This is a genomic window from Cytobacillus sp. FSL R5-0569 (assembly GCF_038007265.1).
Lineage (GTDB): Bacteria > Bacillota > Bacilli > Bacillales > Cytobacillaceae > Cytobacillus > Cytobacillus kochii.
In genome coordinates this window covers 806,000-824,547 of record NZ_JBBOWW010000001.1, presented here as the reverse complement: position 1 = coordinate 824,547, position 18,548 = coordinate 806,000, and the positions used below count along the sequence as shown (strand labels likewise).

General features: G+C 37.9%; 19 protein-coding genes. 1 reads left to right on the top strand and 18 read right to left on the bottom strand.

Annotated features, from left to right (window positions below; all coding sequences use genetic code 11):
* Window positions 1-3 precede the first annotated feature (3 nt).
* The 7 genes from MKX78_RS04340 to MKX78_RS04310 form a co-directional block, all read right to left on the bottom strand.
* Complete coding sequence (locus tag MKX78_RS04340) at window positions 4-699, bottom strand: hypothetical protein (protein ID WP_322910093.1); 696 nt, start codon at window positions 697-699, stop codon at window positions 4-6.
* Between the two features lie 109 nt (window positions 700-808).
* Window positions 809-1,051 (bottom strand): hypothetical protein, encoded by a 243-nt coding sequence (locus tag MKX78_RS04335; RefSeq protein WP_307314888.1) that lies wholly within the window; start codon window positions 1,049-1,051, stop codon window positions 809-811.
* A gap of 29 nt (window positions 1,052-1,080) precedes the next feature.
* Window positions 1,081-1,713, bottom strand: a complete 633-nt coding sequence (locus tag MKX78_RS04330; protein ID WP_307314891.1) for an HNH endonuclease family protein — start codon at window positions 1,711-1,713, stop codon at window positions 1,081-1,083.
* Window positions 1,714-2,215: 502 nt separating this feature from the next.
* A complete protein-coding gene (locus MKX78_RS04325) occupies window positions 2,216-2,689 on the bottom strand; it encodes a GNAT family N-acetyltransferase (protein ID WP_307314894.1) in 474 nt (157 codons plus the stop codon).
* A 12-nt stretch (window positions 2,690-2,701) separates the two neighbouring features.
* Window positions 2,702-4,369 (bottom strand): FAD-binding dehydrogenase, encoded by a 1,668-nt coding sequence (locus MKX78_RS04320; RefSeq protein ID WP_322910095.1) that lies wholly within the window; start codon window positions 4,367-4,369, stop codon window positions 2,702-2,704.
* A gap of 31 nt (window positions 4,370-4,400) precedes the next feature.
* Complete coding sequence (locus tag MKX78_RS04315; RefSeq protein ID WP_341052709.1) at window positions 4,401-4,913, bottom strand: DUF4037 domain-containing protein; 513 nt, start codon at window positions 4,911-4,913, stop codon at window positions 4,401-4,403.
* Between the two features lie 451 nt (window positions 4,914-5,364).
* On the bottom strand, window positions 5,365-7,377 hold the full coding sequence (locus tag MKX78_RS04310) for a methyl-accepting chemotaxis protein (RefSeq protein ID WP_095370489.1): 2,013 nt from the start codon (window positions 7,375-7,377) through the stop codon (window positions 5,365-5,367).
* 225 nt (window positions 7,378-7,602) lie between these two features.
* Here MKX78_RS04310 and MKX78_RS04305 point away from each other — a divergent pair, with 225 nt between their 5' ends.
* Window positions 7,603-8,475 carry a glycoside hydrolase family 73 protein gene (locus tag MKX78_RS04305; protein ID WP_224934533.1) on the top strand — a complete coding sequence of 291 codons (873 nt, stop codon included), beginning with the start codon at window positions 7,603-7,605 and terminating at the stop codon, window positions 8,473-8,475.
* A gap of 152 nt (window positions 8,476-8,627) precedes the next feature.
* On the opposite strand, the gene MKX78_RS04300 is transcribed toward MKX78_RS04305, so the two are convergent.
* The 11 genes from MKX78_RS04300 to MKX78_RS04250 form a co-directional block, all read right to left on the bottom strand.
* Window positions 8,628-9,791: a Ger(x)C family spore germination protein gene (locus MKX78_RS04300; RefSeq protein ID WP_322910098.1), complete on the bottom strand. Its 1,164-nt coding sequence runs from the start codon at window positions 9,789-9,791 to the stop codon at window positions 8,628-8,630.
* Complete coding sequence (locus MKX78_RS04295) at window positions 9,788-11,230, bottom strand: spore germination protein (RefSeq protein WP_095370493.1); 1,443 nt, start codon at window positions 11,228-11,230, stop codon at window positions 9,788-9,790. Before MKX78_RS04295 ends, MKX78_RS04300 begins: the two co-directional genes overlap by 4 nt.
* A complete protein-coding gene (locus MKX78_RS04290) occupies window positions 11,208-12,308 on the bottom strand; it encodes a GerAB/ArcD/ProY family transporter (RefSeq protein ID WP_322910099.1) in 1,101 nt (366 codons plus the stop codon). Before MKX78_RS04290 ends, MKX78_RS04295 begins: the two co-directional genes overlap by 23 nt.
* Window positions 12,309-12,483: 175 nt before the next feature.
* Window positions 12,484-12,936 carry a hypothetical protein gene (locus tag MKX78_RS04285; protein WP_341049959.1) on the bottom strand — a complete coding sequence of 151 codons (453 nt, stop codon included), beginning with the start codon at window positions 12,934-12,936 and terminating at the stop codon, window positions 12,484-12,486.
* Between the two features lie 197 nt (window positions 12,937-13,133).
* Complete coding sequence (locus MKX78_RS04280) at window positions 13,134-13,451, bottom strand: hypothetical protein (RefSeq protein ID WP_341049956.1); 318 nt, start codon at window positions 13,449-13,451, stop codon at window positions 13,134-13,136.
* A 503-nt stretch (window positions 13,452-13,954) separates the two neighbouring features.
* The gene (locus tag MKX78_RS04275) at window positions 13,955-14,833 is read right to left on the bottom strand and encodes a hypothetical protein (protein WP_341049954.1); all 879 of its coding nucleotides are present in this window, start codon (window positions 14,831-14,833) and stop codon (window positions 13,955-13,957) included.
* A 13-nt stretch (window positions 14,834-14,846) separates the two neighbouring features.
* Window positions 14,847-15,797: a hypothetical protein gene (locus MKX78_RS04270; protein ID WP_095370498.1), complete on the bottom strand. Its 951-nt coding sequence runs from the start codon at window positions 15,795-15,797 to the stop codon at window positions 14,847-14,849.
* Entirely contained in the window at window positions 15,790-16,665 is an 876-nt protein-coding gene (locus MKX78_RS04265; RefSeq protein WP_341049951.1) for a cell division protein FtsX, read from the bottom strand. The genes MKX78_RS04270 and MKX78_RS04265 overlap by 8 nt, the downstream gene beginning before the upstream one ends.
* Entirely contained in the window at window positions 16,655-17,302 is a 648-nt protein-coding gene (locus MKX78_RS04260) for a cell division ATP-binding protein FtsE (RefSeq protein ID WP_341049949.1), read from the bottom strand. The genes MKX78_RS04265 and MKX78_RS04260 overlap by 11 nt, the downstream gene beginning before the upstream one ends.
* Window positions 17,303-17,304: 2 nt before the next feature.
* Window positions 17,305-17,913 carry a hypothetical protein gene (locus tag MKX78_RS04255; protein WP_095370501.1) on the bottom strand — a complete coding sequence of 203 codons (609 nt, stop codon included), beginning with the start codon at window positions 17,911-17,913 and terminating at the stop codon, window positions 17,305-17,307.
* Window positions 17,910-18,545 (bottom strand): phosphate starvation-inducible protein PhoH, encoded by a 636-nt coding sequence (locus MKX78_RS04250; RefSeq protein WP_095370502.1) that lies wholly within the window; start codon window positions 18,543-18,545, stop codon window positions 17,910-17,912. Before MKX78_RS04250 ends, MKX78_RS04255 begins: the two co-directional genes overlap by 4 nt.
* Between the last annotated feature and the right edge of the window lie 3 nt (window positions 18,546-18,548).

Sequence of the window (18,548 nt, the reverse complement as noted above, 5' to 3'; positions counted from 1 at the left end):
ATATTAGCTTAAATTAGAAACAATTGGAAGTGGAATTTTATTACGATACACTTCTAATCCAACTACATCATTCGAATTTTCATTTACCCAAAGAACGAGATCTCCAGCCATTCTACTAAATGTGCGAATAGTATAAGATGTGATTAACTCATCCTCTAGTTGCCAACCAGTAGGCTGAAGGAGAATCGATTCCTGTTGAACAAAAAAGGTTGCATGAAAAAAGGAGAAAACTTCTTCCGTTTCTCTTGAGCTTAATTGTGCGATTTTCTCTTTATTGATGAGATAATATTTTATTTTTTGTGGTGTATCTGAGAGTTTTATTCGTTTTCTTCTATATAAATCTTGGATAGCCGGATACCCATTCTTTTGGAGATGCTTTTCTATAATGATCCTTGATTCTGGTTTCAAATGAAATAAATTCATTTCCTTTACCCGTCCAGCAATAATGGTTTCTTTTATTTCCTCATAATGAGGAGCAGCCATCTCCATCACAAGCAATCTCGCCTGTTCATCAGGTATTGGATAGACCATCATACTAGACTCTTCATTAATGATATCGACGGCGGCGAATAACTGACAAACAGCACTCATCATTTTCGGACTTTTCTTTACAATTATTTTCCTCATTCTGAAATCTTTTATTTCTCCCTCATCTATTGAACAAGGATGTCCTTCTATTTCAGTTAGCCAATTAAACATCGGTACTCCTTTCCATGGTTTATTGAATATGGCTATCCTTCAATTTAATTAAAGCTTGAATACCTTCACGCCGACTTCCACATTCAAGAACGCCACATTACATATATGATTATTGCCTGTTTAATACTGCAATTAACATCCGGTGTATCACATCATGGTCCCGAGTGTCATGTAACTGATAGTTTCCCCCTGGAAGTGTGTACCATTCATCCGCATCTACATAAGTAATCTCAAGAGTGAGGTTACCTTCTTTGTCAGATGTCGTTCGTAATTCAAGATCCCCACTGATGACACCAACCTCAGTAGTCATAACACCATGAGTTGCCTTAAACACAGATGAGATTGTATCCATTTAATTGACTCCTTTCATTGGTTGATTGTTTAATAGGAGCAACTATTGAGCATTCCTTGAAGAGCTGTTTTTTCAGAACTCTGCAAATGCAAACTCCAATTGTATTTTGTATTGATCCACATTTTAGCATAAGCACAATTTGCACCTGCACGAGGTGGTTGCCATGTGGATGGATCTTGGTCACCTTTGGAACGATTGGAGCTGGCTGATACTGCGATGAGTTGTGGTCCATTGAGGTCATTGGCGAAGTCCTCTCTTTTAGCAGTTGACCAACTGCTTGCCCCAGAACGCCATGCTTCTGCGAGTGGAACGACATGGTCAATATCTAATTGTGAGGGGTCATTGAAAGTGATGCCATCATAATAGCTATACCATTTACCTGAAGTCACTGGACAATTACCACTATAATTGTCGGCATCACGCTTAAGGATTACTTGTCTTGTATCACAACCATCCCCTTGACTAATCCAGTGAGGGAATTTTTCTCGACTATAGCCACTCATGGATCCCTCATTTTGTACATTTAACGAATTAAGTTGTGCTTGGGTAGTAGATTTGGATGGCAGATCTGGAGGCAAAGCAGAAGCAGGTAATAAATCATACTGAAAAACAAGCAATGATAAAACAAGAGACAAAGAGAACAGCAACGACTTTTTCAACATAGAATTCCTCCTCATTATAATGGTTGTCTATATCAACACTCTAATAAGAGCTGCTAATACCAATCTTAGATAGGACTTTCTATGAGTTTTTCAAGCAATAATCACTTTGAAATAATTATGTATCTACTTATTTATGGTATATCATAATTAACATCAATTGAAGTTACAATATTATTAATATTTTGTTAATTTGACTTCTTTGAAGACTACATACTAGAGTTGAAAGATGTGCTTCTTCGAAAGATAATAAGCAAATTAGAATGATGTGTGGGGAAATAGGGGTATGGCATGTTGACACACAAAATCCACAAGAAAAGCAGTTGAATATATGGTATAAATCCCCGGAGAACCAAATCTTTTTGTTCTTCCTTATTAAAATTGGGGTCGATAGGTTATCATTTATATGAGAGCATTGGTTTCTCTTTATACAACGCCCTCACCCCTTCCTATTTTTTCAAACATAAATGCCGTAATCTCCTCTCACCTAGTAACTTGTATCCAACTACCGATCCCACTGATAGTAAATAAAATTTCCCTCTTCTCCTTGCATGACAAAGTTATTTCTCTCTAATACTTTTTGAGAAGAAATATTATCTTTCGTTGTTTTGGCCAAGAATTGATTGATTTTCTTATTTTGCTGTAGAAGAATTTGCAATGCATGACTCGCTATCCCTTTCCCAGTGTATGTCTCACCTATGCGATAGCCAAGATAACCCTTTTTCTCTCGCCAGTCTATATCTACAATATTTATTCTACCGACAATTTCATCTGTTTCATTTCTAATAAGATAGAATAATGATTTATTTTCGGCTTGCTCCTCTAATAATTCTATTAAAACTTGTAGGAACAGCTCATATATCTCATAACTTACAGGTCTAGGTGGAACACTTTTCTCAAAGAATTGTTTATTCACTTTTTCAAATTTGAACAGTTCTTTTGCGTCATCATTAGCAAGTCTTGTCAGTCTATATGTCATCGTATAAGCTCCTCATATCGTTTCATTATCTAATGCTGCCACGATTGCTTGGCCTGCCACTTTTCCTGTAAAAAGACAGCCACCAACAAACGTTCCTTCTAATGAGCGATAGCCATGCACTCCACCTCCGCCAAAGCCGGCTACTTCTCCTGCTGCATATAAGCCGTGAACAGGGGATCCCTTTTCATTTAACACCCTTGCTGATAAATCGGTTTGCAAACCACCTAGTGTTTTTCTACTTAAGAGATTTAAACGAACGGCAATAAGCGGGCCGTTTTTTGGATCAAGAATTTTATGAGGCTTAGCCACTCGTATTAATTTATCCCCCAGATAGTTTCTTGCTCCTCTAATAGCTGTCACTTGCAAATCTTTTGTAAAAGCATGATCAATCTCACGGTCTCTTGCTTGAATTTGTCTCTCAATTTCATCCACACGCAGCAAATCATTGCCAGAAAGTTTATTCATTGCAGTGACAAGATCACCTAGTTGACTAGCAATAACAAAATCTTCCCCTTTATCCATAAATGCTTTTACAGGCGTTGGTACACGTTTTAATGCTCTGCCAATCACTTTACTAATGCTTTTACCCGTTAAATCTGGATTTTGTTCGGAGCCAGATAAGGCAAACTCTTTTTCAATTATTTTATGAGAAAGAATAAACCAAGAATAGTCATAGCCTGTTTTTTTAATTGCCTCTAGTGTACTAAGTGTATCAAAACCTGGATAGTTAGGCGCTTGAAAACGTTTTCCATTTGCATCAAGCCAAATAGAAGATGGTCCAGGAAGAATACGAATCCCATGGTTCTCCCATACAGGCTGCCAATTCTTAATTCCCTCTGTGTAATGCCACATGCGGTCACGGTTCACAATCCTTCCGCCTGCTGCCTCTGTAACCGAAAGCATCCTTCCATCCACATGTGCCGGAACTCCAGAAATCATCTGTTGAGGTGGCTCTCCAAGTCTACTTGGCCAATTTTTACGAATCAGCTCCATGTTCGCACCGATTCCTCCGCTAGCGACTAAGACGAGTTTTGTATCATATTTAAAGCGACCCACTACTTCTCTATTACTTCCTTCCCCACGTTTCGCTTGGCTAGCCTTTAATACGGAGCCACTTAATCCAACAATCATACTACCGTCTGTTATTAATTGCTCCACACGGTGACGCGGTTGATATTGGACCAAGCCTTTTTTCATATGTTCCCGTACTCGGCGTTCAAATGGCTCAACGATTCCTGGACCTGTTCCCCAGACAATATGAAAGCGTGGTACAGAGTTACCAGGGCCATCAGCTAACTGTCCCCCCCTCTCTGCCCAACCGACTACTGGAAAAAAACGAACCCCCATCTTGTGTAACCATGCCCGCTTTTCTCCTGCTGCAAATTCAACATAAGCTTTAGCCCATTGCAATCCCCAATAGTCCTCATCTTCTATCCGATCAAAGCCAGCTGTCCCCTGCCAATCCTGCCATGCTAACTCCTTAGAATCCTGGATTCCCATTCGACGCTGTTCAGGGGAATTGACTAAAAACAGTCCACCAAATGACCACCATGCTTGGCCACCTAAGGATGCTTCTGGCTCTTGGTCTAAAAGTAATACCCGCTTCCCACCATCCGCTATTTCTGCCGTTGCCACCAAACCAGCTAATCCTGCGCCAACCACAATCACATCGTAATCCATTGAACTTTCCTCCATTCATCCATTTATTTAGTTATAATGACTGTTTATTGTTTGTAGGGCAAGTTAACATACTTTTTTGTTTCGCTTCATTTAAATCTATCTCGGGATACGCTCTTTCTACTAATCTATATGTTTCTACTAATATTTTTTCAAGTTCTTGTAAATCTTTCATAGTTAATTGCCCTATATGAATTTTCTCTGACCTCTCGAGAAAATTTGATGGTTTAACTTTCAATGCGTTGACCGATTTCCTTAACCATTTAAAACCAGGGTGTTGAATGAACTCTTTATTCAATACAAATAATAATATTAAAATATTCTTTTCAACTGAAAAAAGAACTTGTTGGAACATATACCAATCATTTCGCGCTAGTAATCCATATCTACTATGCCAGCTATTTGTTACTTCTTTATACTCTTTAATCAAATTTATTGTGAGTGCTGTTGGATATCTATCAATTTGTCTTCTTGAAGCTTTAAATATGTCTTTACCAATGAGTGGAATACCACTTTGTAGGCTTGCAAGTAATACTTGTTTTTCAATATCTGCTTCTTGCTTGATTAGAAGGTCATCGATGATCCGCTGAAAAGTTATCGTGCGAAAATTACTTATTTCATATTTTACGTTAGAGACTATATACGATTCGGACCATTCTTCATCTTCAAATGGGAAAAAGTCGAGAACTTTACCCCCTCTTTCCTTTATTGGGTAAAGTCGTTCATCATCCGTATGATCTTTATTCCATAAGACGTTGATTTCAATATCGGAATACTCGTCTTCCCTACACGGGAAACAGATTCAGAAATATATACTATATCAGCATTATTCTTCGATAATATTCAGTTACTTTTTTAGCCTCCTCGATCAAAATCATGCATACCATTCTTTTACAAATTTTTATTAACAAACCTTAAAATACTTCACTATATACCAACCCGTAACATTCGTTAAAAAAAGAAAAAAATCCTGCTTTCACAGGATTTCTTCTTCTATGTTAAAGTTTAAAGCGACCAATTAATGATTGAACCTTTGTCGCTAAGTTATTTAAGTGTTGTGCACTTTCAGTCACATTTTCCATCGAACCGCTTACTTCTTCTGCCGATGCAGATGTTTCTTCAATGCCCGCTGCTGATTCTTCTGTCACAGAGGCGATCTCTTCAATTGTACCGTTCATTTCTTGACTATTTGCTGTAATATCGTTAAGATTTTCTGCAATTTGAGCAATACTTTCTCCCATTTCTTGCAGTGATAGGCGGATATCATCAAATGTTTGATTGGTTTCATCCATTTGCTCTTTTCCTTTTTCAACCTCTGTATATCCCGTCTGCAAGGAAACAACGACTTCTTTTGAATCAGATTGGATGGTCATGACAATAGATGTGATATCTTGGACAGATGCTGCCACCTGTTCTGCTAGTTTACGAACTTCTTCTGCAACAACGGCAAACCCACGACCATGTTCTCCCGCTCTCGCTGCTTCAATAGCAGCATTTAATGCAAGTAAATTCGTTTGCTCAGCTACTTCTTTTATCACAGCAACCAACTTTGTGATATCTTGTGTTTGCTGATCCAATGTTTTCATTTTTGCTGTTGTTTGGCTGACAATGTCATGAATTGTCTCCATTTGTTTCGTTGATTGTTGCATATTTAACGTGCCTTTTTCCGTCATAACAAAAACATCTTTTGTCTTTTCTTGAATCCATTCACCATTCGCATTGGTCTCATCAATCTTTACAACAAAATCATTCATAAAGGAAGAAATGTCACTCGCACTTTTCGCTTGTGCTTCTGAACCATACGCAAGCTCCTCCATTGTTGTAGCAATCTGTGAAGTACCTGCTTTTACTTCTTCAGAAATTAATTTCAATTCCTCACTTTTGGCTGTTACTGTGTGAGATACATCTTGAACATCAACGAGAAGCGTTTTTATTTGTTGATTCATCTCATTCGTTGCTATTACAAGGTGACCAATCTCATTTTTATGTTTAATAGGAAGTGGTTCATGAGTAAAATCTCCATCTGCCATACTTTTCATTCTGCCTACTACATCATGCATCGGCTTTGTTAAAGCTCGGGTAATGAAGTACGAAGTAACAATTGCTAACAATAAAACCACACCAATAGTAATTAAATTAGGTAATACGATTGCTTCCCCTTGTTTTTCTAAATCCCTCGTTTTGACTATACCGCCTATAGTCCATCCGGTTGTAGGATTCTCAATATAATGAACAATTTCCTCCTCTAACTCAATACTTCCAAGTGATTGTTCATTAGAGTCTGTGGACAAATCTAATGAAGCGGCTTGTCCAATAAGTGCTGAATCAGGATGAGCAACATATTTACCAAAAGGATCGACAATCATGCCATATCCTGTGTCACCTACGTCCATTTTATTGACCATCTCAATTAATGTGTCAACAAGTACATCAGCCCCAACAACACCTACTAATTGATCATTTTGGTAAACGGCTTCAGAAATCGTTATAATCGTTTCCCCTGTACTACCATCTTTGTATGGTGCTGTCCATACGGGATCACCTTTTGCATTAACTGCCTCCTTATACCAATCTCTTTGCTTTGCAAGGAAATCATTCCCTAAATCAGCTTCAGGATAAATCACCACTTCACCCGTACTCTCACTAGCTGAATAAAGGTTGATAACAGAGTCTGTTGTTTCTTGTGTTTCGCGGAAATAGGCTAATACCTCGTCATTGTCACCTTCTGAGGGAATGATGTCCTCATTCATCGTCATTCGAGTCATGATTTGATGTTTCTGAGTAAAGAACATCTCAAAAGTATCATTTAAACTCGTTAATTGTTCTTCTACTTTTTGGTTGAGGATCGTTGTCGTATTTTTAATACTAAAATAATAACTAACATAACTTACCGTCATGACTGCAATGATAATTAGCGCTAAGAACGGCAGCAATATTTGAAATTGAATAGTGGATGTTAAGCGGTTTAGGAATGAGTTTTCCTTCCCCTTTCGATCGAATAACTTGCCCATAAATATTCCCCTTTTTATCTAAAATGCGTGATTAATGACCTATCAAAAATAAATAACCACATCTTTTGTCCTGTTATTTTTATCGGCAGACTAGGATAACCTTTCATGTTTATCTATAATGGCAGAAAATTTAGTTTATTACTCTTATAAAGAGGTGTCACTGGAAGAATGAACATGATTCAAGTTATATTAGTAGAAAGTAATATGGAATAAGGGGACATTCGAATGAAAAAGAGCAAGTGGATTTTATTTACACTCGTTTTGTTTATAGTGGGCATCTACTTTATCGCTATGAATAAAGAAAAAAGTATCTCCATTGACCAAACAGGACAAGTTCAAGCAGTTGTTGACGAAACGAGTCGTGGGAAGGCTCAAGTTGATTGGCGATATGTTTCAGCTATGGCAGAAGTGAAGTATGGCATTGAAGAAATAAGTAATGAGGAAATAAAACAACTGACAAATCAATTTATTACCGAAGAAAATGATGATTTTAAAATAAAAGAGATTGATAGAGTATTAACCGAAAATGAGTACAGCCAAGAAGAAAAAGAAGAAGTGAAAAATTACTATAATCAATTAACAGATCAAATTGAAGCAGCAGACAATAATAACCTAAAAAAAATGCAACGAAACTTTATCAATGATATTGAAGCAATTGCAATAGAAAACTATGAAACCTATCGTATCCTGCCATCAATTACGATTGCTCAAGCCATACTTGAATCCGATTGGGGTAGATCAACCCTCTCATCCGAATATAATAACTACTTTGGCATCAAGAGCCATAATTGGGACGGAGAATCAGTAAACCTAGAGACGAAAGAGTACTATGATGAAACAATTGAGGATGCTTTTAGGGTATATGATCAAATGGAGGATTCCGTAAAAGATCACGGAGAGTTCTTAGCCACTCACGATCGCTACAAAAAAAATGGGCTATTCAATGGCACAACTTATATGGAGCAAGCAGTAGCATTACAAGACGCTGGATACAGTACAATTGAAAATGAACAAGGCGAAAAAATCTATAGCGACCAATTGGCGCAGATTATTCAGCAACACCAATTGCAATTGATTGACAGTAAAGTATATCAATAAAATGTCCATTGAAAAAAAGGATGGGCGACAACTACAAATTCGTACACTAAACATGTACGAATAGATATTGATAAAACTCCCTTATAAGTAACATCTTTATAATCTCTGTCTACTTATAGGGGAGCCAATCTACTTAAGTTTCAACCAGGTTCTTAGTCTGTCTTCCCTCTTTCTTTCAGTTCTTCAAACCGTTTGTTTTTAAATGCACTTGCATGTTGAATCGTTACATCTGCTCTTACTTCTACCTCACTTTTAGCTAAGTAATTTTCCTTGTCCTTTTCCCAGCTTTTAAAGTCATTACGATAGAGAATATGACCCAGGTCAAGAAAGTCTATGCCTTCCTCTACCCCTAATTGGAATAGATCTTTAATTTCCTTTGACAAGTTTTCTTTTGTTTCTCTAAGTAACTGGTTATATGTCTGGTCATTTACCTTATTCCCAAGACTCGCTTTTACTTCTAGTTGTACTTCAAATTGATATTTGCCCTCTTTACTATCTACAAGTTTCTTCTTCGTCTTGATATTATCAATAACAATAATCGTTTCCTGATTTCCCCCATCAGGCACTTTCAATGAAGACCTTTCTGTACCCTTGGATACCCACCTTATGCCTTTAATTGTATCTAAATTAAAAAAACCTATATATTTAATATCTTTAATAAAAAAGGCGCCACTATAAGTCAATTTAGGCTCTTTCTTTTCGTTACTTCTCCATTGGCTCTCTGTGATTGTGATACCAGGTAAATAAGTCGTTTTCCCAGGTTCAAATATTTCTCTAAAGAATTGATAAAGCTTGATCGGTCTTACCATTGTACTTTGTTTACTTGAACGATCCGGATGATGTAATAAGGTTTCTAGAGAAGACTGTTTAAATAAACCTAGTGTGGACAACACCTTATCGATTGGATCTTTGGTAGCAAATATCCAAGGCGTTTGCCTATATTCATAATATCTCGTCAACTCGTCCAACACATGGTCAAGACCATGATTTAAAATCGCTTCACTGACAACTATTGTTGAAATATGCGAAAATATAATAACTTCCTGTTCAGATTTATATAATTCAAAATACGCATCTAATAAGGTTTCTCCAGAAGATATAGAAATATATGTTTGAGCATAGCTTGTTTCACCCTCGGTTTTTGCGACAGAATCAAGTCCAACAAGTTGTATATATAATTGGTATTTCCCATCTTTAAAGTCTACACCTAAGGCAGTTGCAAAATTCAAATTCTGTATTTCTTTCATGTCAGACTTACAGGATGCACATGTCACTAGGAGAAGGAGACATAATAACGAAAGGAAGAGCTTTTTCATTTGCTCTTTCTCCTTATACTTGCAATCCAGTTTTCATTCTTTCTTCTGCGAAAAGGATTGACCATGAAAGCGGACAAAAACTCACCAAAATTCAGAGATGTTATCGGCTCTAAATAAGACACTTTAAACGATTCAAGTCTTGTTAAGTAAACAACAATACTGATGAAGCTTAAGGCAAATCCATAAACGCCTAAAAAAGTAGAGAAAAGCATCGTATATAATCGGAGGATCGTTACAGTACCAGTAAGCGATTGATTTACTAATGTAAAAGTGGCGACTGCCGCCACAGCGAAAACAACAAGCAATGTTGGAGAAGCAAGCCCTGCTCTAATTGCCGCATCTCCAATAATTATACCCCCTACAATAGAAATCGTTTGCCCTAAGGCAGTCGGCATCCGAACTCCCGCTTCTTTTAGTAATTCAAAAAGAAGGAGAATGAGAAACGATTCTAATGGTAAGGAAAAGGGTAATCCATGGCGCGAAATGACGATGGTTGCAATTAAAGGATAAGGTAGTTGGTCAATATTAATATTCGAGATAGCAAGGAAGAAAGACGGCACGAATATAGCAATAAATAAACAAACGACTCGAAGCAATCTTTGAAAGGCAACAATATAATAAGGAAAGTGAACATCTTCAGGAGATTTGATTATTCCTAATAGGTTCATCGGCCCTATTAATACCGTAGGTGACCCTTCAACAATGATAACAAATCGACCTCTAAGTAAACATTGCGCTGCAAAATCCGGCCTCGTTATATAATCTAAAAGAGGAAAGAGCGAAAATGTCTTATCTGATATCCATTGTTCAAGTTGCCCCGCACTAATAAGGCTTTCTACATCAACTTTTTCTAATCTTTTTCTCGCTTCATCAATCACATTTTGCTTAGCCTTGCCCTCTAAATAGACAAGTACTGTTTTTGTTTCTGTTTCACTTCCAATTTGAAAGACTTCACTCTTTAACTTTTCTGTTTTAATTCTTTTTCTAATCAGAGCCATATTTGTATGTAATTCTTCCGTAAATCCGTCCCTTGCACCTTTTAAGGCAACCTCCGTTTGTGAATCTTCAGGTGAGCGATGTGGAATTTGAGCGATATCGATAGCAAAATAATTCCTGCCTCCGTTTACATAGAAGATGACATAACCACCTAGTAAATGACTCACCATATCCTTTGTTTGATGAATTTTTAAAAATGTTGGCCATTGTGATGCCATTTCTTTTGAGCGGTATCCTTCATTGAAATAAGTCACAATCGCATGTACATAACGGTTATATTGTTCTCTACTAATCATTCCATCAGCGTATAAGGTGAGGACATTTTGTTGTGTAACCAAATGGATATCTGATGTCTGATTAAATAATTCCTCTAAATGCCGACTGTTTAGCTTTCCGGTATCTAAAAGTTTATCTAATTGTTTATATTGACTTTCCACGGTCATACTCTTTTTCACCCTTTCGGCTAGGAAGATAGCTGACGAACAATAAAATAATGGTCATAACCACCCCAAAACATAGGGCAACCTTGTAAAAATAATGTTTAATGATATGAAAAACAAGAATATCGCTCGTCTGTAAGGAAACGATGCCATATAAGATAAGAGCTGTTAAAGTTATGAGAATAACCTTCCACCACTTTTTTTGAATATGGATTATTTCCGGAATAAGAAATAAACAAAGTGAGACTCTGATGGTTACACCACTTAATAATTGAAACACAGCTAAAGCATCCACATGAGATATTAAATCCCCAATTGATACAAGTCTCCATTGTTCAAATGCAGGAAACCGCATATTAGCAGCCATACTTGGACCAAATGATGTTAATGAACCAATGGTTGGTCCCATAATAAGCATCGTTAAAACAGTTAATAACAACATTAAATACCAGTATGGTATCTTCTTTTCAAAATAGTGATGAATGATAAAGAAGATAAGTAAATCCACACTCCCACCTAGCACGATGATTACACCTTCAATAACAGAAGCGTCTTTATCAGCAAATAACGGCAAAAGATAGGAATAATCTTTTTCCTCTAATGTGGCAATCGCGACAAACATACCTAATCCCCATACAATAGGCAAGAGAATGGTCGAAGTATAGATGATCGTTTTGATGCCTGAACTGGCTGCCCACACACATAACAAAATAAAGGGTAGGGCGACAATCCATATAGGTGTAAATGGTAGGAAAAAAATATGCACTGATTGGATCAAATCAAAAAATGAAACAATACCAGCAACACTAAAATACAAGAGAAACAAACTCATAATACTATAGGAAAGAAATGTCCCAACTCTTTTTTTCATCCAAAGGAAGGTATGTTCGCCAGCTTGATTTTTAGATAAGATGATCTTATATAAAAATATCCAAACAAACATAATACCGTAGGCGATTAAAACGCTTAACCAAGCATCTCGTTTAGCCAAACCCAACAAATGGGGTAAAATGAGCACATGATTAGATATGCCTATAAATAAAATAATGACAAAAGCAAGTTGAAGGCGAGAAAACTTCATTTATCCACCCTCTCTATCTTCCATAAGATATTGGTATTATTTGTTTAATTGGCTAGCTTATTCCTATAAACTTAAATTAATATTCAGTTGGAAGATACATGTTTTTTGGTGGCTTTAATTGTTCAATCACAAAAAAATTGGAGTTAAATTGCAGAGGAGAGGCCTAAACAGAAGACTAATTGCAGCAATAAGTGTAATTACTTGTGTGGCTGAAGGGAATGATTTTTTGAACCAGGGTCACGCGCAAACTACATTTGCAACGCTTTCTTTTCTGTTTTCGGATTTGTGTATGACTTGCTCTCTCCTTTTGCTTCGCTCTCATTTTGGTTTGCTCATTTGAGTGACTCGCTATTGCCTTTTGCTTTGCTCTCATTTCGGTTTGCTCTTCTGAGTGACTCGCTATCTCCTTTTGCTTTGCTCTCATTTTGGTTTGCTCATCTGAGTGACTCGCTATCGCCTTTTGCTTTGCTCTCATTTTGGTTTGCTCATCTGAGTGACTCGCTATCTCCTTTTGCTGCGCTCTCATTTCGGTTTGCTCATTTGAGTGACTCGCTCTCCCCTTTTGCTGCGCTCTCATTTTGGTTTGCTCATTTGAGTGACTCGCTATTGCCTTTTGCTTCGCTCTCATTTTGGTTTGCTCTTCTGAGTGACTCGCCTCGCTATCGCCTTTTGCTGCGCTCTCGTTTGGGTTTGCTCATTTGAGTGACTCGCTATCTCCTTTTGCTTCGCTCTCGTTTCGGTTTGCTCTTCTGAGTGACTCGCTATCCCCTTTTGCTTCTCTCTCGTTTGGGTTTGCTCATCTGAGTGACTCGCTATTGCCTTTTGCTACGCTCTCGTTTGGGTTTGCTCATTTGAGTGACTCGCTATCTCCTTTTGCTTCGCTCTCGTTTCGGTTTGCTCTTCTGAGTGACTCGCTATCTCCTTTTGCTTCCCTCTCATTTTGGTTTGCTCATTTGAGTGACTCGCTCTCTCCTTTTGCTTCCCTCTCATTTCGGGTTGCTCTTCTGAGTGACTCGCTCTCCCCTTTTGCTTCGCTCTCGTTTGGGTTTGCTCATTTGAGTGACTCGCTATCTCCTTTTGCTGCGCTCTCATTTCGGTTTGCTCTTCTGAGTGACTCGCTCTCTCCTTTTGCTTCCCTCTCATTTTGGTTTGCTCATCTGAGTGACTCGCTATCGCCTTTTACTACGCTCTCGTTTCGGTTTGCTCTTCTGAGTGACTCGCTCTCCCCTTTTGCTTCGCTCTCGTTTGGGTTGGCTCATTTGAGTGACTCGCTCTCCCCTTTTGCTTCGCTCTCATTTCGGTTTGCTCATCTGAGTGACCCGCTATCGCCTTTTCCTTCGCTCTCGTTTTGGTTTCCTCATCTGAGTGACTCGCTCTCCTCTTTTGCTTCGCTCTCGTTTGAATTTTTTCTTCTGAGTGACATGCAACAACTTTCTTCTACTCGGCTTTCAATCTCTTTCTTCACTTTGAATAATGCGTATATCTTAAATACCCAACTCTTTAACTTGTGTGAACAAATGATAAGAACGACTTAATATCTTTTAAATTCTTCAAATATCACTAATTTATCACCACCTCTAAACAAATAAAAAACCGTAACAGAAACGTTTAATCAGTTTCTTGTTACGGTTATAATCCCTCTCTAACTATTTCCTTTTTTTCATATACAAACCGACAACGATAAGAACGACAACAGCAACTAAGCCGATAAACAACCAATTAGCATAATGATTACCTTTCTCTTCTTCCACTACTTCAGCTTTTTCTTTCTTACTCTCTTCATCAATAGAAGATGTTTCTTCCTCAACTACTTGTTCTTGTACAGGCTGCTCTTCAGATATAGATAAGAACTGTGCCACCTCTTCACCGTTATCATGAGGGTCTTCCATTAGTAATGAAGTTGTCACATACATTCCTTCCCAAACAGTAGGATCAACAGATGGTGCATCTACATATGGGTGAGCAGCAAGTATGATTGTTTCATCACCTATTTGAATATGATATTGGTGAGTACCTTTCCCATCAACACTTATCTCTTTTTGTTCGACAGCTTCAACTTGACCAACTGGCCCTTCTGTAAAGCCAGCCTCCTCTATTAGCGAACTTCCGTGTTCACTAATAAACATAGCAAATGCTTCTCTTGTTAAGCTCTCAGAACCATTTTCAATTGCCAGTTCACCTGCAAAGAAAGCTTCATTTACATCAGCAAATGTCGCGTTCCCCTTGAGTGAAGAGATCCATCCTTTTTCCACTACTTGTTGGGCCGTATTTTCCCCTTCAAGGTGGTAATATGCTGCGACAAACTCAGCCAATTCTTCCATCGTCAAACTGTCATTTGGTCTGAAAGTGGCAGTTTCATCTTGACTATTCGTAATCCCTAAAGCGGTAATAAACAATATCTCACCTTTTGCCTCTGTATAATTTAAATCATTATAAGCATTATCAGCATTCATCACATGTGCATGAGCTTGTGACGTTATCAGTATAAATAACACCGCACATATACTGACGATTTTCTTCCACATCTCTTTTCTCTCCTTATTTGGTTTGTAATTGTAGATAACCATCTTTTTGTGTAAGATATGGTTGTTCCACGCCATCTAAGTTTTTTAAAGTTTCATAGGATAAGGTAAATGGAATCAATTCTTCTAATAACTCTTTCGGTAAGAAAAATCCATTATAAAAGCCTTCTTCTAATATCAAGCTTGCGGATTGTCCATCCTTATTCTGTAAGACTTGCCCGATTAAAATAACATGTCCCTCTGGACGCTCGTAAACCATATACACATGATCCGCCCGAAAATAATAGGATAAATCACTTTCAGTATTTAACCATTCTCCTGACAATCGATACGTACCATCAGGTTGAGCCACTACCCAATGAGTCAACTCCTCATTAATTCGCTTATTATCGCGCTCAATACCGGCAATAATATGATCCTCTATTTCAGCCGTCCAATCAATATCTAAATAGTTAGCGATCTGTTCTAATCCTAACCCTTCATTTTCCGCTAAATAGGTCGCTCTAGCTTGGATATTTTTCTCAATCATCCCTAACAACTCTTGATGTCCTTCTAACGCATTCTTTGCTGCCTCTAGTTGCTTAAACGACAGATAGAGTGTATTTAATTCCTCTAAATACGCATCAATCTGCTGCTCTATCAGCCAATAATTCCCTTGGATATCAACTATATCTTCACCATTTTCAGTCATAGCTAGCCATGTATCTAGACCAACATCACTATAAAATTGCAGCTGATCAACGGCTAGTCCTTGATCTTGCTTAAATGCTGTTTCTAGTGATTCTACCTGTGGCTCTAGTGCTGCAATTTCCTTCTCTGTTGCCTTCATCTCATCCTTTAGCTTATCAATCGTTGATTCATCATAGACAATGGCAAGAAAGTCAGCAAAAGCGCCTGTCAGGTGAGCATAAACAGGAAGTGCGAGTCCCATAACAAGCATAATAGTGAGTATGACTTTTTTAAACATCACGAATCAACTTTCTTGTTGCAAGAAAACTTGCCCCAATGCCAATCACTATACTTACAATACATTGCAAACTAAAGACGATGATCCGATTAGAGCTATCTAACTGTATTAAAAAAGGCACTGCTTGTTCAATTGGATGTAGGACAAGTTCAAATAGAGCAAAGGTAGAGAAAAGGCTCAAGATACCACCCACTAACCCTAATAAAAACCCTTCAATTAAGAATTGTAATCTAACATGAGCAGGATTCGCTCCTACTAATAGCTTTACACGAATTTCTTTTTCTCTTTGATATAATGCTAGATGAAAGGCAATGTAGGCAACCATACAAGCAATGATTAAAAGTATGATAGCAATGATACTACCATATGTTTCAACTTTCTTAATCCACTCGTACAGTGTCTGAGCCATCTCTTGTGGATAGATGACCTCTGCAATGCCCTGCATACCATCTAAAGACCGAGCCACTTCCTCTATTAGACTTGCATCTGTCACATGGACTTTAATAGCATCATTCATCGCCCCATTGGTAAAGGAATCCAACAAATGCTCTCTATTCATAAAAAAATGTGAGAGACCAGCTAACACTTCATCGCCTGTTTCTACTCCGACAGATTGAATAAAATCATTCTCTACAAGCACAGAAGATAGTTGTTCGGTATCATACCCTTTCTCCACGTACACCTTCATTGAGATTTGCGACTCCACATAAGTGATAGTATCTTCAAGAGCAAGCCTCATTAAAAGCAGACCACCGATTAAAGTGACAGCTACAAAGATAAGAATAATAGATGCAAGCGATGCACCTTTATTGCGCTTCAGTCCAGATTGGACATCGTCCCATATATAGCGGAATGATTCAAAGCTCATAAACCTTACCTCCCTCAATCACCCATGACTTCTCATTCATTTGTTGAATCAGTTGTTCAGAGTGAGTGATGACCAACATCGATACACCTTCTTCTTCATGTAGCTCTTTTAACAAGGTTAATATTTCGAGAGAAGTTTCTCTGTCAAGATTACCAGTTGGTTCATCAGCTAGAATGAGCTTTGGTTTATTCAATAAGGCACGAGCAACAGCTGTGCGTTGTTGCTGCCCTCCTGATAATTGCTTCGGAAAATGGTGGAGATGGTCTACCAGTCCTACTCTTGTTAGAAGACGAACCGCTTCGTTTTCTATCTCCTTTTGTGGTTTTCCTAAAATCTTTCCTGCGAGCATGACATTTTCTAACACTGTCTTTCGCTCTAATAATTCAAAGGATTGGAAAACCACACCCATTTTTCTCCTTAATTCATATTTCTTCATTTGTCCAATCTCTTGCCCATCAATCAGAATGTCTCCACTATCTCTCTCTATTTCTCTGTAAAGTAATTTAATTAACGTACTTTTTCCAGATCCAGATTTCCCTTTTAAAAATGCGAACTCATTCGATTGAAGCTGAAATTGGACATCCTGTAAAACCTTTCTGTCTCCATAACTCTTTGATACACGATTTAATACAATCACGATTAAATCTTACCTTCCTCAAGCCAAGGAAGAAATCCCCTTAAAAAACGTTCTGTTGCCGGCATAAAATAAGAACCGTAATGATAATCAGGATCGAGCGTCGTATTAATCCATGTTCCTTTCGAACTTACTTTATCAATATAAAATACCGCTCCACCATCTTCTGTCGCTACTAATACTTCACTGCCTTCGGGTGGCCAGTACACACCGTGTTGATGCCATGTTGCATCAGATAATGTTAAATAATTTTTGAATAGATCATGGTTTTCTCCTGCTAATACAAGACCGCTTTTCGCATCTTTCTCTAACCACCACCAAAAATTCGTAATTCGGAATTCCCAATCATGTTTAGGTAACCAATCAAAGCCTTGCGGACCAAACGTCACAACAATCCCACCATTATCTGCATAAGCATGAATTTTCTCGACATTTTCCTTTAAGAGTCCTAAATGCGTTTGTGATGGAATGAGCAAAACATCGATTTCTTCAAACGATGCCTCTGCTAATTCTCTAATAGGGATTAATTGATGGAAATGTTTAGCGAACTCAGACGTTTTGTATGTGCGGTGGTGCTGCGAACTTCCTCCGTAAACAACAGCAATCTTTCTCATGATTGTACCCCCTGAATTGTTTTACTATATTCCTCTTCTACCCATTTTCTTAATTGCGGAGAAATGCGTGACGTAGTTTTCTCTAGATCATTACTTCCCATATAGCCGAATAAATCAAAGCCTACATGAACAAGAATCGTCCCGTTTGTACTTTGTCGATCGATATATGTAATCGGTTCTTTTCCATCCAATGTAAGAAGCACCTCTGCCCCTTCTGGTAACGGATGATGACCGCGAGCAAAAAATCCAGCAACTCCTTTATTAAAAGTCATATCATCCTCTAGTACTCCTTCAAAAATTGGGTGAGCTGATTCAATTTTGACTGCATAATCTTGAAAACTCTTAATCTCCTTCGGCACAAACGGGCGACCGCCTGGTAACCAATCCGTGACTAGATTGCCTGAGAATATGACAATTTTCCCCTCATCTAAAAATGATGAAATTATGTCCTTATGCTCTAATAAAAAGTCCTGATCACACATACCCCCAATAACTAAACATGCATAAGGAGTGAAGTCTGTATATGGTAACTGGTAAATATCTACATGTGTAAAGCCAGTTGAATCTTGATTTTCTAAACGAGTTTGGGCAAAAACACCACCAGCGTTTAATGAGATAAATTGAATAGTCATTTT

Excerpts from the sequence above, each read along its gene's own strand:
- MKX78_RS04340 (WP_322910093.1), bottom strand. The coding sequence starts at position 699 with ATGTTTAATTGGCTAACTGAAATAGAAGGACATCCTTGTTCAATAGAT.
- MKX78_RS04335 (WP_307314888.1), bottom strand. The coding sequence starts at position 1,051 with ATGGATACAATCTCATCTGTGTTTAAGGCAACTCATGGTGTTATGACT.
- MKX78_RS04330 (WP_307314891.1), bottom strand. The coding sequence starts at position 1,713 with ATGTTGAAAAAGTCGTTGCTGTTCTCTTTGTCTCTTGTTTTATCATTG.
- MKX78_RS04325 (WP_307314894.1), bottom strand. The coding sequence starts at position 2,689 with ATGACATATAGACTGACAAGACTTGCTAATGATGACGCAAAAGAACTG.
- MKX78_RS04320 (WP_322910095.1), bottom strand. The coding sequence starts at position 4,369 with ATGGATTACGATGTGATTGTGGTTGGCGCAGGATTAGCTGGTTTGGTG.
- MKX78_RS04310 (WP_095370489.1), bottom strand. The coding sequence starts at position 7,377 with ATGGGCAAGTTATTCGATCGAAAGGGGAAGGAAAACTCATTCCTAAAC.
- MKX78_RS04305 (WP_224934533.1), top strand. The coding sequence starts at position 7,603 with ATGAAAAAGAGCAAGTGGATTTTATTTACACTCGTTTTGTTTATAGTG.
- MKX78_RS04300 (WP_322910098.1), bottom strand. The coding sequence starts at position 9,791 with ATGAAAAAGCTCTTCCTTTCGTTATTATGTCTCCTTCTCCTAGTGACA.
- MKX78_RS04295 (WP_095370493.1), bottom strand. The coding sequence starts at position 11,230 with ATGACCGTGGAAAGTCAATATAAACAATTAGATAAACTTTTAGATACC.
- MKX78_RS04290 (WP_322910099.1), bottom strand. The coding sequence starts at position 12,308 with ATGAAGTTTTCTCGCCTTCAACTTGCTTTTGTCATTATTTTATTTATA.
- MKX78_RS04285 (WP_341049959.1), bottom strand. The coding sequence starts at position 12,936 with ATGAGAGCGAAGCAAAAGGCAATAGCGAGTCACTCAAATGAGCAAACC.
- MKX78_RS04280 (WP_341049956.1), bottom strand. The coding sequence starts at position 13,451 with ATGAGAGGGAAGCAAAAGGAGAGAGCGAGTCACTCAGAAGAGCAAACC.
- MKX78_RS04275 (WP_341049954.1), bottom strand. The coding sequence starts at position 14,833 with ATGTGGAAGAAAATCGTCAGTATATGTGCGGTGTTATTTATACTGATA.
- MKX78_RS04270 (WP_095370498.1), bottom strand. The coding sequence starts at position 15,797 with ATGTTTAAAAAAGTCATACTCACTATTATGCTTGTTATGGGACTCGCA.
- MKX78_RS04265 (WP_341049951.1), bottom strand. The coding sequence starts at position 16,665 with ATGAGCTTTGAATCATTCCGCTATATATGGGACGATGTCCAATCTGGA.
- MKX78_RS04255 (WP_095370501.1), bottom strand. The coding sequence starts at position 17,913 with ATGAGAAAGATTGCTGTTGTTTACGGAGGAAGTTCGCAGCACCACCGC.
- MKX78_RS04250 (WP_095370502.1), bottom strand. The coding sequence starts at position 18,545 with ATGACTATTCAATTTATCTCATTAAACGCTGGTGGTGTTTTTGCCCAA.